The sequence below is a fragment of the Mycobacterium europaeum genome, assembly GCF_034555895.2.
Taxonomy (GTDB): domain Bacteria; phylum Actinomycetota; class Actinomycetes; order Mycobacteriales; family Mycobacteriaceae; genus Mycobacterium; species Mycobacterium europaeum.
This window is the reverse complement of the sequence record NZ_CP157315.1, coordinates 1,830,522-1,846,395: the sequence shown is the minus strand read 5'-3', so window position 1 is coordinate 1,846,395 and position 15,874 is coordinate 1,830,522. Positions and strand designations below refer to the sequence as shown.

The following is a 15,874-nucleotide window of genomic DNA, read 5'->3' as shown; positions in this document are numbered from 1 at the left end:
GGCTTCCTACCAGACCCGTATCCAGTCGACGAGCATGCTGGCGGGATAGGTTCCGGGCCCGGGATCGCCGCCGCCGGAGCCGGCGACCGCCAGGTTGAACACCGGATAAACGGTGTAGCCCGGGGCGTTGAAGGGCCAATCGGGCAGCGAGCTCGCCGGTACGTCGAAGTAGGGCTGGGCCCCTTCGGCGTAGTCCTTCCAGAATCGAATACCGGCCGCATCCCACTGCGTGCGCCAGGTGTGCCAGGCGCTGTCCATCGCGATGTTGTGGGTCTTCCATTCGCCGCCGTTGGCTTTCGCGTGGACCGTGGTGGCCGAGGGCCAGCTGCCGTTGCCGTACCACTCCATGACGTCGATCTCGCCCTGGTCCTCATTGCCGAGCCAGTATGCAGGCCAGGCGCCGGCGGTCAGGCAGTTGAGTTTGATGCGGGCCTCCCACGTGTGGCCGACGCCGCCGCGCCAGAGGCCTTGCACCTTGCCGCTGTAGTAGGTCGGGCCATCCTTGGCGGCGAGCAACACGAGGTTGGAGTTGCCGTCAACGAAGACGTTGCGCCGGTCGTCGCGGTACTGCCCGATGTGCTCGGGCTGTTCCCAATAGGTCGGGTCCTTGATGGTCTCGCGGGCCTTCGCCACCGTCCACTTCGAGGCGTCGGGGGCCGAGCCGGCGGGACCGTCGAACTCGTCGTGAAAGACGTAGCTGCCGGTCTGGCCGCTAGGCGCCGCCGGAGCGGGAGGACGGTCCGCGGGCGAATCCCGTCCCACGGGGTGGGCCAGGGCGTGCGGCGCAGGCAGCGCGGCTGCCAGCAGGCCGATCCCGGTCGTCAAAATGATGCGGCGGCGATCCATCTCGGGCATACGCAAGGGACCATAGCAGCCGCCACCGTGCGGAGCCGAAACACCGAAATGTGTCGGTGGCCGCCGCTAACGTTTCGTTTCGTCGCCGGGCCAGCACGGATGGCGACACGGCGGTGGTTGAACGATTAGTCGAAATTCATGGCTAATTCTCAACTTCACGGATGGTTTGGTCTCAGGATCGGCCGGGCATTCTGAGATCACAAGCCGATAACCACCGCTATTACGGGTCGTGCTGAGAGGGGTTAACGATCGTGGCTGAAACAACGGGAGCGACGGTAATTTTCCTTCAGTCCCATCCGTTATGGACCGCGGCCCAGCGGCACGAGCGCGAGCGTCGTGACGCGATGCGCCGTCATCCCGCTTTCCGCTCCCGGCAGTGCGCCGCGATTCCCGGCGGCGAGGTCATTCCGCTTATGCGCGAGTTCAAGTTGTACTCGAGCACCAATACCCCGGCCTGACATTTCTCCGCGCAAATTGCGGAAAAGCGGCCGCGCCAGTTACTCGGGCGCCAACGAGTTAGCGTGGCAGCGGCAACGACCCGCCGACCCCTGCACCGTTTCGGATGACGGCTGAGCTTCCGGGCGCAGCGCGGCCCACCAAAGCTCGCGGCCTCGCCGCGATTTTTCGAATTGTGGACGGGGAGAGGCGGTATCCAATCATCGTGGTATTCGCGCCACACCTGCGCTGCCCGGCCACCTAAAGGCTCGCGAGCCGCCATCGCGACGGGTCTCCGCGGCGCAGCGCTGGAAAGCGTTGGGGCCGTTCGGCCCTTACTTCGCACCCAGTGACCGTGCCAGGGTGGACCGTGAAATTGCCGTATGCGGGGAGGCAGAGTTGACACACGCCGGCGAATTGAGGGGCGCCACAACAGGCTTGACATCAGCCGAGGCGCAACAGCGGCTCGAACAATACGGGCCCAACGAGATTGCCGAGCGGCACCGCAATCCGGTGTTGGATTTTCTCGGATATTTCTGGGCACCGATCCCGTGGATGATCGAGGTCGCGCTGGCGTTGTCGCTGGCCGCCCGGCACTGGACCGACGCGGCGATCATCGGGGTGTTGCTGGCGATGAACGGGTTGGTGGCGTATTTCGAGGAGCACCAGGCGGCCAACGCGATCGCCGCGCTCAAACAGCGGCTGGCGACCTCCGCGCGGGTGCTGCGCGACGGCGCGTGGGTGACGGTGGCGGTGCGCGAGTTGGTGCCCGGCGACATGGTGCGGGTGCGGCTGGGCGACGTAGTTCCCGCCGACCTGCGGGTGCTGGACGACGCCACCCTCGAGGTGGACCAGTCCGCGCTGACCGGCGAGTCGCTGGCCGTCAGTCGCGGGCGGGGCGACGACCTGTTTTCCGGGTCGGTGCTGGTGCGCGGGGAGGCCGACGCGCTGGTCTGTGCGACCGGCGCGGCGTCGTTCATGGGCAAGACCACCGCGCTGGTGGAAAGCGCGGGCACGGTCAGCCACTTCCAGCGCGCGGTGCTGCGCATCGCCAACTACCTGATCGTGATCGCGCTCGCCCTGGTCACCCTGACGGTCGCGGTCTCGCTGGTTCGGGGCAACCCGGTGCTGCAGACCCTGGAGTTCGCCCTGGTCGTCACGATCGCCTCGATCCCGGTGGCGCTGCCGGCGGTGCTGTCGGTGACCATGGCCATCGGCGCGCGCCAGCTTGCGCGTCACGAGGCCGTGGTCAGCCATCTGCCCGCCGTCGAGGAACTCGGCGGCATCGACCTCCTGTGCTCAGACAAAACCGGCACCCTGACCCAGAACCGCCTGGCGCTCGCCGCGCGCTGGACCGCCACCGCCGTCAGCGACGACGAACTGCTCGAGGCCGCCGCGCTGGCCTCGCGTGCGGAGGACAACGACCTCATCGATCTGGCGGTGCTGGCGGCCGCCGGACAACCACCGGCGCAGCGGGTGGCCCAGTTCCTTCCGTTCGATCCGGTCAACAAGCGCACCGAGGCGCTGGTGCACGGCGCAGGGGGCAAGACCTTCCGGGTCAGCAAGGGCGCACCACAGGTCATCGCCGCCCTCTGTGGCGGTGATGGCGCGTCCGCGGAGGTCGACGGCGTCGTCGAACGGTTCGCCGGCCACGGGTACCGGGCACTCGGCGTGGCGAAGACCGACGGCGACGACACCTGGCGGCTGATGGGTGTGCTGGCTTTGGCGGATCCGCCCCGCGAGGACTCCGCGGCGACTATCGCCGCCGCACGGGAACTCGGCATCGACGTCAAGATGGTCACCGGAGATCAGGTCGCCATCGGCCGCGAGATCGCTCGCCAGGTCGGCCTGGGCGACCAGATCCTCGATGCCGCCATCCTCGACGGCGCCGCTGACGACGAGCTCGGCGCCCGGGTGGAGGCGACGGACGGCTTCGCACAGGTGTTTCCCGAGCACAAGTACCACATCGTGCGGCTATTGCAGGCCCGCGGGCACATCGTCGGAATGACCGGCGACGGCGTCAATGATGCCCCCGCGCTCAAGCAGGCCGACGCGGGCATCGCGGTGTCCGGGGCCACCGATGCGGCGCGCGCGGCCGCCGACGTGGTCCTGCTGGCGCCGGGGTTGTCCGTGATCGTGCGCGCGATCGGTCTGGCCCGCGAGATCTTCGCCCGGTTGACCAGCTATGCCACCTACCGCATCGCCGAGACCATCCGGGTGCTGCTGCTGATCACCCTGGCGGTGGTGTTCATGAACTTCTTCCCGGTCACCGCGGCGATGATCGTGTTCCTGGCGCTGCTCAACGACGGCGCGATCCTGTCGATCGCCTACGACCACGTGCGCGGCTCACCCAGGCCCGTCAAGTGGGACATGCGCGCCGTGCTGACCATCGCCACCGTGCTGGGTGTCATCGGCGTCGTCGCGACCTTCACGCTGTTCTTCCTCGCCGACAGGGTCTTCGGGCTCAGCCACGACCTCATCCGCACCATGATCTACCTGAAGCTGTCCGTCGCCGGTCAGCTGACCATCTTCCTCACCCGTTCCCGCGGCCCGTTCTGGTCGCGGCCCGCACCCGCACCGCTGATGGTGGGGGCGGTCATCACGGCTCAAACCATCGCCACCCTGATTGCCGTCTACGGCGTGGCCATGGCGCCGCTCGGATGGCGGTGGGCCGGCCTCGTCTGGGGCTACTCGGTCGTTTGGTTTCTCTTCAATGACCGGCTCAAGCTCGCCGCTTATTGGGTGCTAAATCACAGCTCCAGCCGCGCTAGGTGAAACCGCGGATGCCCCAGGCTGATTCGTCGCGTCAAAGCTTAGCGGCTTAGCTGTGCCGCCCTGGCTGGAATTCCTGGTGGTGGGTGCGGGGCTGGGCGCGCTCAGCGGTGTGTTCGGCGTCGGTGGTTCATCACTGGCCACGCCGTTGCTGTCGCTGCTCGGGCTGCCCGCATTGATGGCGGTGGCTACGCCGCTTCCCGCGACACTGCCGACGGCTCTGGCCGCCGGCTGGCCTTACCTGCGCAAGGGCCATGTTCGCCCCCGGGCGGCGTTGTGGTCGTTGCTCGGCGCGGTCCCCGCCACCGTGGGGGGCGCACTGCTCTCGCCGCTGGTCGGTGGCGACCCGTTGCTGATCGCCTCCGGTGTGGTTCTGATCGCCGTCGGGGTCAGGGTATTGCGTCCGGTGTCCGGCCGGGATCGTCGCATTGGGGAGGCACGGCGGAAGAATCGCGTCCGGTTGGTGGCGGTGTCTGCGGGGGTCGGCCTTCTCACCGGGTTGCTGGCGAACGGTGGCGGTTTTCTTCTCGTTCCGATGTTCCTGCTCTTCTTCGGATTGACGATGCCCCAGGCCGCGGGGACGAGCCTGGCGGTGATCAGCGTGCTCGTCATTCCAACCACCGCCACGCATTGGGCACTGGGGCATATCGATTGGTCGGTGGCCGCGGCGCTCACTCTCGGTGCCGCGCCGTCCGGCACGGTGACCGCTCTGTGGGCTCAGCAGATGAGTGCCAGGAACGTACAGGCGGCTTTCGGCTGGTTTCTGATCGCCAGCGGGACTGCGTTTACCGTGTATCGCCTGGCCGGCTGAGCAGTTCGACGGTGCCGTCGTCGGTCAGAGCTTGCCGGCGACGAAATCGGCGGCCTGGTTGGCCATGCCGGCATCGATGTAGGCGCCGGCCAGGTGTTGTGGCCAGTTCGCTTTCCAGGTATTCGGGTCGGCCGGGTTGCAGATGGGGTCGGCGCCGTGGCACAACTCGATGGTCCGGTCGTTGTAGACGGGGCTGAAGTTGGTGATCGGCCCCACCCACTGGCTTCCGTTGCCGAACAACGCCACGGCCGCGATGTGCTGATCGGCGCCGGGCGGCAGGGGGCTGTCGAAACCGAACGCGCTGATGGGTGCCGCGAGCACGACGTCGGTGACGGCCGCCCCCAGCGAGTAGCCGCCCAGCACCAGCCGGGTGTTGGGGCAGTTGGTGATCATGTCCTGAACATGGCGGCTCATGTCGTTGGCACCCTGCGCGACCTCGGTATCGGCCGGATAGTTGACGGCATACACCCCGATGTTCTTGTTGACCTTGGATCGCAGCGCACTGATGAAGGCGTTGCCCAGCGCCCCCGGTCCCGGCGATTCCATGCGCCCGCGGGCGAACACCACCTGCACCGGTGGGCAACTGGCCGCGGCCGCGCTGGGGATGCCGGACGACGGCACCGCGGCAGGCAACACCACGACGGCCGCGGTCAGGACGGCCGCCGAACCGATTTCACCGAGTCTGCGGGCAAGCACAGCATGATCGTAAAGCGGTCTCGCCACCCCCGCTGGGCTTAGGTGTAGCGGCCTGACCCGATGGTGCGGCGGCGACGACGACCACCGCGCCGGCGCTGTCGCCGGGAACGATAGGTTCAGCTGATGAGTCACGTCGATGCGGGCGCACCCGAGCGCTTGTTTGCGTTGGCCGAGCAGGTGCAAGGTTTCCTGCCCGCCGACGAGGGCCGCGCCCTCTACGACGCCGCGCTGCGCTATCTCGACGGCGGCGTAGGGGTCGAGATTGGCACGTATTGCGGCAAATCCACGCTGTTGCTCGGCGCCGCCGCCCAACAGAGGGCCGCCGTGCTCTACACGATCGACCACCACCACGGCTCCGAGGAGCACCAGGTCGGCTGGGAGTACCACGACGCCTCGCTGGTGGACGACGTCACGGGACTGTTCGACACATTGCCGACCTTCCGCCGCACGCTGGATGCCGCGGGGCTGGACGACCACGTCGTTGCGATCGTGGGGAAGTCGCCGGTCGTGGCTTCCGGGTGGCGCTCGCCGCTGCAGTTCTTGTTCATCGACGGCGGCCACAGCGAGGCCGCTGCGAACCAGGACTTCGACGGATGGGCGAAGTGGGTGAGCGTCGGCGGTGGACTGGCCATCCACGACGTGTTCCCGGACCCCAGGGACGGCGGGCGACCCCCGTATTACATCTACTGCCGCGCAATCGATTCCGGCCAGTTCCGGGAGGTTTCGGCCACCGGTTCGCTGCGGGTCCTCGAACGCGTCAGCGGTCAGCCGGGCGAGGCGATCTAGAGTCGACGGTCACCGACCCGGCCCGGCGGCCACGCATTCGCAGTCGAAGTCCGTTTGCAGGCCCATCGGCAGCCCGTGGCCGCGGAAGATCCCGGCGCCGGCGGTGGTGTCCGACAGCGCGTCGGCGGCGAGGATCATCGCCGCTCCCGTCCACGTGGTGCGCTCCTCGGGCCACCGCTTTCCGTCCGCGAACACCAGGCCCGTCCAGTACGAGCCGTCCTCTTCGCGCAAGTGCTGCATCGCGCCGAACTGCCGGTGGGCTGCCGACCGCTGGCCGATGGCGTCGAGCGCCATGACCAACTCGCACGTCTCGGCACCGGTGACCCAGGGCCTGTCGACTACGCACCGAATGCCCAGGCCGCCGACCACGAACTCGTCCCACCGCTGTTTGATCCGCGCGGCCGCCTCCGGCCCGCGCAACGCGCTGCCGAGGATGGGGTAGTACCAGTCCATCGAGTAGCGGTCTTTTTCGGTGAACGCTTCGGGGTGAGCGGCGATCGCGTGCCCGAGGCGGCCCAGCGCCAGTTCCCACTCCGGCTGCGGTTCACCGATCAGGGCGGCGAGCGCCAAGGCGCACCGGATGCTGTGGAAGACGCTCGCGCAGCCGGTCAGCAACGCTTCCTGCAGGGGACCGGCTTCGCTTCGGGCCCAACAGATCTCGCCGTAGCCGACCTGCAGGTCGATGACGAAGTCAATGGCCTTGTGCACGACCGGCCACATCTGGGCGGCAAAGCGCCGGTCACCGGTGACGAGCACGTGGTGCCAGACACCGGTGGCGATGTAGGCGCAGAAGTTGCTGTCGCTGTTGGCGTCTTCGACGACCCCCGCGCGCAGTTGGATGGGCCAGGAGCCGTCGGGCCGCTGGGTGCGGCGGCTCCACTCGAACGCCGCGCGCGCCGGTTCCAGCAGTCCGGCGACGGTGAGCGCCATGGCGCACTCGACGTGATCCCACGGATCGGTGTGGCCGCCCTCAGACCAGGGGATGGCTCCCGAGGATTCTTGGAGGGCTGCGATCGACAGCGCGGTCTGGCGGCATTGCTCCGGGCTCAGGACACCCGGGACCGATGGCGGGTTAGACCGACGCAACTGCGTACCCCACAGTCGCTGGGCGCTCGGCGGTCGGCTGTTTGACGAAGTACATCGCCACGCTCTTGCCGACCAGGGGATTGAGCAGCGATTCCGCCAGCTGCGTTATCTTCGGCCGCTGCATCAGGTCCCACACCAAGAGTTTGTGGTATGCGGACACGGCGCGGTGATCGGTGTTCGACACGCCCACAGCGCATTTGAGCCACCAGAAGGGGGAGTGCAGCGCGTGGGCGTGGTGAGCGTGCGTCAATCGCATTCCGCCATCGAGGATCTTGGCGCGCAGTTCGCTGGCGCGGTAGATGCGGACGTGGCCGCCCTCGTTGCTGTGGTATTCGTCGGACAGCAGCCAACACACCTGCTCGGGGAGCCAGCGCGGAACGCTGACCGCCAGGGTGCCGCCAACCTTGAGCACCCTGATCAGTTCGGCGATGGCGGCGTCGTCGTGCGGGATGTGCTCGAGGATCTCCGACGCGATCACGCAGTCGAACGTCCCGTCGGCGTACGGCAATTTCAGCGCGTCGCCGAGCACCGCCGTCGCCGACGCCCCGGCGGGCGCCTCACCGGCCTCGGCCATCGCGCGCAGAATGGTGTCGACCGAACGCAATTCGTCCGCATCGCGGTCGAATGCGACCACGTCCGCACCGCGCCGATACGCCTCGAAGGCGTGCCGGCCGGCCCCACACCCGACGTCGATGACCTTGGTCGCGGGCCCGATCCGTAGCCGGTCGAAATCGACGGTCAGCATTGCGCCTGGCCTTCGGCCGCGGCGGGGGCGGCGTTGCGTGCGATCGCCCGCTGGTAGACCCGGACGGTTTGAGCGGCCACCGCCTCCCAGCTGAACACGTCGACCGCGCGGGTTCGTCCGGCCTTGCCCAGACTCCGTCGCTTCTCCGGTGAATCCAGCAGGTCACCGAGCGCGCGGGTGAGCGCATCGACGTCGGCGGGCGGTACCAGCTCGGCGCACGCGCCGTCGGTGCCGAGGACTTCGGGAAGCGCGCCGACCCGGCTGGCCACGATCGGCGTGCCACTGGCCATGGCCTCCACCGCGGGCAGCGAAAACCCTTCGTAGAGCGAGGGAATGCAGGCGACCTCGGCCGACGCGAACAGCGCGGCAAGCTCGGCGTCGGAAAGCCCGCTGGTGATGTGGACGATGTCGGAGATGCCGAGCTCGGCGATGAGTTTGTGGGTCGGGCCGTTGGGTTCGACCTTCGCGACGAGCCGCAGCTCCAGATCCCTACTCGTGCGCAACCGCGCGGCCGCGTGCAGGAGGGTGCGCACACCCTTGAGCGGGGTATCTGCGCTGGCGATGGCGATGATCCGCCCTCGATGCCGGGGGCGCGACCCCGGCTTGAACAGCTCGGTGTTGACGCCCAGCGGCACCACGTGCAGCTGCTCCGGCGAGACACCGAAGTCGCTGACGATGTCCGCCGCCGACGACGAGGAAACCGTCAGCAGGTCCGGGATCTGACGGGCCACCTGCTGCTGCATCGCCAGGAACCCATACCATCGCTGCACCAACGGTTTTCGCCACCACCGCGCGGCGGCCAGATCGAGCACCCGGTCACGGGTGATGGGGTGATGCACGGTCGCCACCACCGGCAGTCCCGCGGCGGCGATCCGAAGCAGGCCGGTGCCCAGGCTCTGGTTGTCGTGGACGACATCGAAATCGGCCACCCGGCCGGCCAGTAACCGCGCGGCGCGCATGGTGAATGTCCGCGGTTCGGGGAACCCCGCGGTCCACGTGGTGAGCAGTTCCAGCAGGTCGATCGAGTCGCGGATCTCGCTGGGCCGCGGCACGCGGAACGGGTCGGGTTCGCGGTAGAGGTCCAGGCTCGGCACTTTGGTCAGCCGGACCCGCGGGTCGAGCAGGTCCGGATAAGGCTGGCCCGAGAACACCTCGACGTCGTGACCGAGTTCCACCAGGCCGTGGCTGAGATGGCGCACGTAGACGCCCTGTCCGCCGCAATGAGTTTTACTACGGTAGGACAGCAGGGCAATTCGCATACTCAACTCTTCTTTGCTGGTGAATGACCGCGGAACAACGCCGAACCCATCGCGGTCAACGGGCTCCCGAACTCCGTGACAGCAAACTGGACATGTGTCCAGACTATAGTTCGATTACCTAATCGAGCGCAACGAGCTCGGACGTCACCGGCCGCTGTGTCATCGCTCTGACGGAAATCCGGCACGCAAAGATCATGCCACCCGGCACCGAGGCGGGCTGAACCGTTCGCCCCGCCCCACGCGATCACGGTCTGAGCCGCTGTACCCAGCCATGCATCGGAAGCGCTTCACTGTGGCCGCGCCGACCAGTAGATGGCGTCCGAGCACCACTTTTGGGCCGTTTGTTAGCATCACGCCCGTGCAGGATTCGGCCGCATCGGGCGACCGCGGCGCGCGGCGATCGGTATCGCGGCGCGACGTCTTCAAGTTCGCGGCCGCGCCGGTTTTGCTCGGCCTGGGCGCGGCCGCCGCACCGTTCGACGACGGGAAAGCGTTCGCCGCCGACATGCGGCTGATCGATTTCGCCGAGCGCAGGATCTCGCCGGACGAGATCAGGTCGGCGGGTTATGACGGCGTGGTGAACTACGTGTCGGAGTCGCGGCCGGGGGCCAACTTCGAGGCGAAACCGCTCACCCGCGCGTATGCCGACGCGCTGCGGGCGGCGGGCCTGCACATCGTCAGCAACTTCCAGTACGGCAAACCCGGCTGGCCGGACCCCTCCGATTACACCCGCGGTTTCGACGGCGGTGTCGCGGATGCCCAGACGGCCCAGCGGCTGCACGGCGCGGCCGGGGGCCCGGCATCGGCGCCGATCTTCTTCAGCGTCGACGACGACATCGACGAGAACACCTGGAACAGCGTTGCCGTCCAATGGTTTCGGGGGATCAACTCCGCGTTGGGGGTGGGACGCACCGGCATCTACGGGCATGCCCACGCGTGCGGGTGGGCGATCCGGGACGGCGTCATCGGCAACTCGAGCAGTGCGGGACATCGGTGGGCGTGGCAGACGAAATCGTGGTCGCACGGCGCCCGCGAACCCGCGGCCGTGCTTTACCAGGCCGTGGTGAACAGCCCGTCGAACCCGAGTCCGCTCCTCGGCGGGATCAACGTCGACATCGACGACGTGCTCGCGCCGGACTTCGGCCAGTGGGACTTCGCGCGCTGAGTAGCGCTCGCCCGCCAGACTTCACCGGTTGCGACCAATCGCGGCGTGTCGTGTGCGCGGTTTCTGTGTCGCGGACGAACCGCCCGACCCGCTGACGTACCCGCGAAGCACGGCGCCCCGCGAGCCGATGGCCCACGGGGCGCCGCCCGGCATCCGGCGTTACTTGAGATCGAACCGGTCGTTGTTCATCACCTTGACCCACGCCGCGACGAAGTCCTCCACGAACTTGCCCTGGTTGTCGTCCTGGGCGTAGACCTCGGACAGCCCGCGCAGCACCGAGTTCGACCCGAAGACAAGGTCATTCGCGGTCGCGGTCCACTTGACCGTGCCCGAGGCCCGGTCGACGACCTCGTAGACGTTCTCCGCCGACTTCGACGCCTTCCACGCGTTGTCCATGTCGAGCAGGTTGACGAAGAAGTCGTTGGTCAACGCGCCGGGCCGGTCGGTGAACACCCCGTGCTTGGAGCCACCGTGATTGGCGCCGAGGGCACGCAGGCCGCCGATGAGCACCGTCGCCTCCGGGGCGGTCACACCGAGCAGGTACGCCCGCTCCATCAACAGGTGCTCCAGCGGAGCCTTCTCGCCGGGCCGGGTGTAGTTGCGGAAGCCGTCGGCCCGCGGTTCGAGCACCGCGAAGGACTCCACATCGGTGTTCTCCTGGGAAGCGTCGGTGCGCCCGGGAGCGAAGTGCACCGAGATCTCGTAGCCGGCGTCCTTGGCCGCCTTCTCGACCGCCGCGGACCCCGCCAGCACGATGAGGTCGGCCAGTGAGATCTTCTTGCCGCCCGATGCAGAGCCGTTGAAGTCCTGCTGGATCTTTTCCAGCACGGGCAACACCTTGTCGAGCTCGGAGGGCTCGTTGCACTCCCAGTTCCGTTGCGGCTCGAGGCGCAGCCGTCCGCCGTTGGCGCCACCGCGCTTGTCGGTGTTGCGGTAGCTGCCCGCCGCGGACCAGGCGGTCTTGACCAGCTGAGGAACCGACAGCCCGGACGCGAGCACCTTGCTCTTCAGCGCCGCGACGTCGCTTTCGTCGACCAGCGCGTGGTCGACCGGCGGAACCGGGTCCTGCCAGAGCTGCGGCTCGGGGATCCACGGGCCGAGGTAGCGGCTGACCGGCCCCATGTCGCGGTGCAGCAGCTTGAACCAGGCCTTGGCGAACGCCTCGGTCAGCTCTCCGGGGTGGTCCAGCCAACGCCGGGTGATGTCGCGATAGATCGGCGACTCACGCATCGAGATGTCGGTGACCAGCATCGTCGGGGCGCGGCCCGGCCCGCCGAACGGGTCGGGGATGGTGCCCGCGCCGGCGCCGTCCTTGGCGACGAACTGCCAGGCATCGCCGGGGCTCTTGGTGAGCTCCCACTCGTAGCCGTACAGGGTCTCGAGGAAGGTGTTGTCCCACTTCGTCGGGGTGGGCGTCCAGACCACCTCCAGGCCGCTGGTGATGGCGTCCTTGCCCACGCCGGTGCCGTAGGAGCTCTTCCAACCCAGCCCCTGCTGTTCGATCGGGGCGGCCTCCGGCTCGGGGCCGACGAGATCGCCGCTGCCGGCGCCGTGGGTCTTGCCGAAGCTGTGGCCGCCGACGATGAGCGCGGCGGTCTCCTCGTCGTTCATCGCCATGCGGGCGAACGTCTCGCGGATGTCGATCGCGGCGGCGATGGGATCCGGTTTGCCCTCGGGGCCTTCGGGATTGACGTAGATCAGGCCCATGGTGGTGGCGCCGTAGGGCTCGGCCAGGTCGCGCTTACCGGAGTAGCGCTTGTCGGTGCCCAGCCACTCGTCCTCCTCGCCCCAGAGGATCTCTTCGGGCTCCCAGACGTCCTCACGGCCGAAGGCAAAGCCGAAGGTCTTGAACCCGAAGGACTCCAGGGCGCAGTTGCCGGCGAAGATGATCAGGTCCGCCCAGGAGATCTTGCTGCCGTACTTCTTCTTGAGCGGCCACAGCAGTCGACGCGCCTTGTCCAGGCTGACGTTGTCCGGCCAGCTGTTGATCGGGGCGAAGCGCTGCATGCCCTGGCCGCCGCCGCCGCGGCCGTCGTGAATGCGGTAGGTCCCCGCGGCGTGCCAGCTCATCCGGATGAACAGGCCGCCGTAGGTGCCGTAGTCGGCGGGCCACCAGTCCTGGGAGTTGGTCATCAGCGACATCATGTCGGCCTTGAGCGCGTCGACGTCGAGCTTGGCGAACTCCGCGGCGTAGTCGAAGTCCTCGCCGAGCGGGTTGGACTGCGGGTTGTGCGGCTGCAGCATCGATGTGTCGATCTGGTCGGGCCACCAGTCCCGGTTGGTCAGGGGCGCGTTCGATTTCGGCTTGGGGGAGGGGATTGCGGGGTTTTCGCTCTCGCTGGTGCTGGCCGTCTTGGTGTCGTCGTGGGGCGGCCGACTCTGGGAGGTATCGCTGGACACAGCATTCCTTTCTTAGGGGTGATTGGGCTGCGAGCTAGGCATCTGCGGTCGAACAGTCGGGGCACACGCCCCAGTAGATGACCTCGGCCTCGTCCAGGACGAAACCGTCGAGAACTTCGTTCTCGTCGGACGGGGTGAGGCAGGGAGCGGCACCGACCGCGCAGTCGATGTCGGCGATCACGCCGCAGGACCGGCACACCACATGGTGGTGGTTGTCGCCGACTCGCGACTCGTAACGGGCGACCGACCCGGAGGGCTGGATCCGGCGGACCAGACCCACCGTGCTCAACGCGTTGAGGACGTCATAGACGGCCTGGCGGGAGACGTCGGGCAGGCCGACGCGCACCGCCGAGAAGATGGTCTCGGTGTCGGCGTGCGGGTGGGCGTCCACCGCCTCCAGCACGGCGACCCTGGGACGGGTCACCCGCAGATCGGCCATCCGCAGTCGTTCCGCGTAATCGGCGGTCGGTGCCACCGCACCAATATGACGCACTTAATTGGAACGAGTCAAGAGTTTATTGTGAAGCAGACCACAAATGCAGGTGACGAATGGGCTGCGTCACATCGGCGTCAGGTTGGCGTCAAGTTAGCTTCAGGTCGGCTTCAGGGCGCTGCCTTTGCGCCAGTCGTCCCAGCTGAGCGTCCAGTCGCCGTTCTGCGCCAGCGTCAACGGCGGGCCACCGCTGTTGCGAACCTCGACCACATCCCCGGGCACCGAGAAGTCGTAGAACCACTTCGCGTTGTCGGCGTTGAGGTTCAGGCATCCGTGCGAGGTGTCCCGATGCCCCTGCGCCCACACCGTGGCGTCGAGCTCGTGCAGGTAGATGCCGTCGGTGCTGATCCGGGTGGCGTAGTTGATGGTTTCGCGATAGCCCAGGCGCGAGTTCTTGGGCAGGCCGAACGTCGAGGAGTCCATGACGACGGGGTTGCCCTTGTCGAGGACGGTATAGATGCCCGGCGGCGTCCACAGCGAAATGCTCTTACCGCCGACGTTTTCGGTGCCGCCCATCCCCATCGAGGTGGGCATCGTGCGCATCAACGTGCCGTTGTTGAAGACGCTGACTTGTTTGGTGGCATCGTCGGCGATGGACACATGCGCGTCGCCGATCCGGAACGACACTTTGGTGTCGTCCTGCCCGAATAGGCCGTTGCCCAGGCCGATTCCGTAGATCTTGGCCTCGGCGGTGACGGTCGTGCCGGGGGCGTAGTAGTGCTCCGGCCGCCAGTGGGCGGTTTGGTTGTCGACCCAGAACCACGAGCCCTGCACCTTGGGGTCGGTGGTCACGGCCAGTTGCCGCTCGGCGGCGGCCCGGTCGCCGATCTGCTCGTCGAAGTGGGCCACGACCACCGTCCCGACACCGTATGTCCCGCCGTCCTTGAGCGCGGCCTCCGACGTGGTGGTGAACGAGACCTTGGTCTGGTTCGACGGTTTGAGCGTCGAAAAGGACGAAACCTGTTGCGAAGCAATGCCGTTGGGGCCGCGACTGGTGACCGTCAGCGTGTAGGTGCGGCCGTAGCCCAGCGGGACCGTGGGCTTCCACACGGTGTTGTCCGGCGTCATCACGCCCTGCACTTGCTTGCCGTTCTCGTTGACCATCCGGACGTCGGTGAGCGTCCCCGAGTCGGCCTTGACCATCACGTGCGCGACCGGATCGACGTCGCGCGCGTCCGGGCCGGGCGTGATGGTGACTTGCGCCGGTCCTGCGGTTTTCGGCGACGCGCTGCGATGACCGCAGCCGCCGCCGAAGCAACCCAGCGATGCCGCAATCACGACTGCGGCCACCACGACCGCAAGCACCAGCGCGGCGATCAGCAACCGGCGGGGCCGGCGATCGCCGAGGATCCGGCGGGCGGGCCGATCACTGTTCGTGGACATCATTGAGCTGTCGGATCCTTGCGTTCTGTTGGTTGCCGGGACCAAGCCACTACCCAGCGGGACGATGTTGTCCATCAGGTGCCACGGTCGTCCGATTTTTAAACCGGCGCCCGCGGGCGCGGGGATCATGGCGTCATGGCCGACGACGAACTCGACAGTCTCTATTGGGCGGCGCCGAAGGACTTCATCGCCGAGCGCACCAGATTGACGGCCGCGGCCAAGCGACGCCGGGACGACGCCGCCGCAAAGCGGATCGCCGCGGCCAACAAACCGACCACGGCGGCGTGGGTCGTCAACCGACTCGCCCTGCGGCACACCGACTCCGCACAACGCCTGGCGGACCTGGGCGATCAGCTGCGCGCCGCGCACGCCGCGATGGACGGCGCACGTATCCGCGACTTGTCCGCGAAGCAGCACCAGCTCATCGACGAACTCACGCGGGCGGCACTGCAAGCGGCTGACGTCAGCAACCCGTCATCCGCCGTGCGCGACGACATCACCAGCACACTGCAAGCGGCGATCGCCGAACCCGAGGTGAGGGAGCGGCTCGGCCGGCTGGCCCGCCCCGAGCAGTGGTCGGGTTTCGGCGATTTCGGCGCGGCGGCGCCGGTGAGGACGACCGCGGCAGCGGGGCAGGCGGAGCGACCGACGCCTGCGCGGCCGCGACCTGCCAAGCGACCCGCGCGCGACGCGGCCAAGCAGCGGCGGCTCGACGAGCTGACGGCAGCCGTGACCGCCGCCGAGCGCGAAAAGGCCGACGCCGACGCCAGGCTGTCGCAGCGTCGGGCCGAGCGGGACACGTCCCGGCAGCGACGCGATCAGGCCGTTACGGCGCTGCGAACGGCCGAGTGCGACCTCGAACGCGCCGAAGAGAGCTACGAGCGGGCCAAGGACGCCAGCCGTGCCGCGGCGGAATCGGTGAAAGAGGCGAAAGCACAGCTGAAGCGGGCGTGACGGCGGCGACCGGCCCGCGGCGGTGTTTCCCCGG

13 protein-coding genes are annotated in these 15,874 nt (G+C 67.9%); 5 read left to right on the top strand and 8 right to left on the bottom strand.

Annotation, left to right across the window (positions count from 1 at the left end; all coding sequences use genetic code 11):
- Window positions 1-6: 6 nt before the first annotated feature.
- Window positions 7-855: a glycoside hydrolase family 16 protein gene (locus tag U8D42_RS08655; RefSeq protein WP_085238890.1), complete on the bottom strand. Its 849-nt coding sequence runs from the start codon at window positions 853-855 to the stop codon at window positions 7-9.
- An 810-nt stretch (window positions 856-1,665) separates the two neighbouring features.
- Here U8D42_RS08655 and U8D42_RS08650 point away from each other — a divergent pair.
- Window positions 1,666-4,065, top strand: a complete 2,400-nt coding sequence (locus tag U8D42_RS08650) for a plasma-membrane proton-efflux P-type ATPase (RefSeq protein WP_322861492.1) — start codon at window positions 1,666-1,668, stop codon at window positions 4,063-4,065.
- A gap of 52 nt (window positions 4,066-4,117) precedes the next feature.
- Entirely contained in the window at window positions 4,118-4,873 is a 756-nt protein-coding gene (locus U8D42_RS08645) for a sulfite exporter TauE/SafE family protein (RefSeq protein ID WP_348636942.1), read from the top strand.
- A 24-nt stretch (window positions 4,874-4,897) separates the two neighbouring features.
- Here the strand turns inward: U8D42_RS08645 and U8D42_RS08640 are convergent, their stop codons facing one another.
- A complete protein-coding gene (locus U8D42_RS08640) occupies window positions 4,898-5,569 on the bottom strand; it encodes a cutinase family protein (protein WP_085238887.1) in 672 nt (223 codons plus the stop codon).
- A 123-nt stretch (window positions 5,570-5,692) separates the two neighbouring features.
- On the opposite strand from U8D42_RS08640, the gene U8D42_RS08635 reads away from it, so the two are divergent.
- A complete protein-coding gene (locus U8D42_RS08635) occupies window positions 5,693-6,355 on the top strand; it encodes a class I SAM-dependent methyltransferase (RefSeq protein ID WP_085238886.1) in 663 nt (220 codons plus the stop codon).
- A 9-nt stretch (window positions 6,356-6,364) separates the two neighbouring features.
- Here U8D42_RS08635 and U8D42_RS08630 read toward each other — a convergent pair whose 3' ends face one another.
- The 3 genes from U8D42_RS08630 to U8D42_RS08620 are packed head-to-tail and all read right to left on the bottom strand — an operon-like array spanning window position 6,365 to window position 9,445.
- Window positions 6,365-7,441, bottom strand: coding sequence for a prenyltransferase (locus U8D42_RS08630; protein WP_322861457.1), 1,077 nt, complete (start codon window positions 7,439-7,441; stop codon window positions 6,365-6,367).
- The gene (locus U8D42_RS08625; protein WP_090422076.1) at window positions 7,428-8,186 is read right to left on the bottom strand and encodes a class I SAM-dependent methyltransferase; all 759 of its coding nucleotides are present in this window, start codon (window positions 8,184-8,186) and stop codon (window positions 7,428-7,430) included. Before U8D42_RS08625 ends, U8D42_RS08630 begins: the two co-directional genes overlap by 14 nt.
- Entirely contained in the window at window positions 8,180-9,445 is a 1,266-nt protein-coding gene (locus U8D42_RS08620) for a glycosyltransferase family 4 protein (protein ID WP_322861456.1), read from the bottom strand. Before U8D42_RS08620 ends, U8D42_RS08625 begins: the two co-directional genes overlap by 7 nt.
- A gap of 358 nt (window positions 9,446-9,803) precedes the next feature.
- Here U8D42_RS08620 and U8D42_RS08615 point away from each other — a divergent pair, with 358 nt between their 5' ends.
- The gene (locus U8D42_RS08615) at window positions 9,804-10,610 is read left to right on the top strand and encodes a DUF1906 domain-containing protein (RefSeq protein WP_322861455.1); all 807 of its coding nucleotides are present in this window, start codon (window positions 9,804-9,806) and stop codon (window positions 10,608-10,610) included.
- A gap of 159 nt (window positions 10,611-10,769) precedes the next feature.
- On the opposite strand, the gene katG is transcribed toward U8D42_RS08615, so the two are convergent.
- From katG to U8D42_RS08600, 3 genes are all read right to left on the bottom strand, one after another.
- Window positions 10,770-13,010: a catalase/peroxidase HPI gene (gene katG, locus U8D42_RS08610; RefSeq protein ID WP_322861454.1), complete on the bottom strand. Its 2,241-nt coding sequence runs from the start codon at window positions 13,008-13,010 to the stop codon at window positions 10,770-10,772.
- Window positions 13,011-13,044: 34 nt separating this feature from the next.
- Window positions 13,045-13,449, bottom strand: a complete 405-nt coding sequence (locus U8D42_RS08605; protein ID WP_420845642.1) for a Fur family transcriptional regulator — start codon at window positions 13,447-13,449, stop codon at window positions 13,045-13,047.
- A 153-nt stretch (window positions 13,450-13,602) separates the two neighbouring features.
- Entirely contained in the window at window positions 13,603-14,889 is a 1,287-nt protein-coding gene (locus U8D42_RS08600; protein WP_322861453.1) for a L,D-transpeptidase, read from the bottom strand.
- 132 nt (window positions 14,890-15,021) lie between these two features.
- On the opposite strand from U8D42_RS08600, the gene U8D42_RS08595 reads away from it, so the two are divergent.
- On the top strand, window positions 15,022-15,840 hold the full coding sequence (locus U8D42_RS08595) for a hypothetical protein (protein ID WP_322861452.1): 819 nt from the start codon (window positions 15,022-15,024) through the stop codon (window positions 15,838-15,840).
- Window positions 15,841-15,874: the final 34 nt, after the last annotated feature.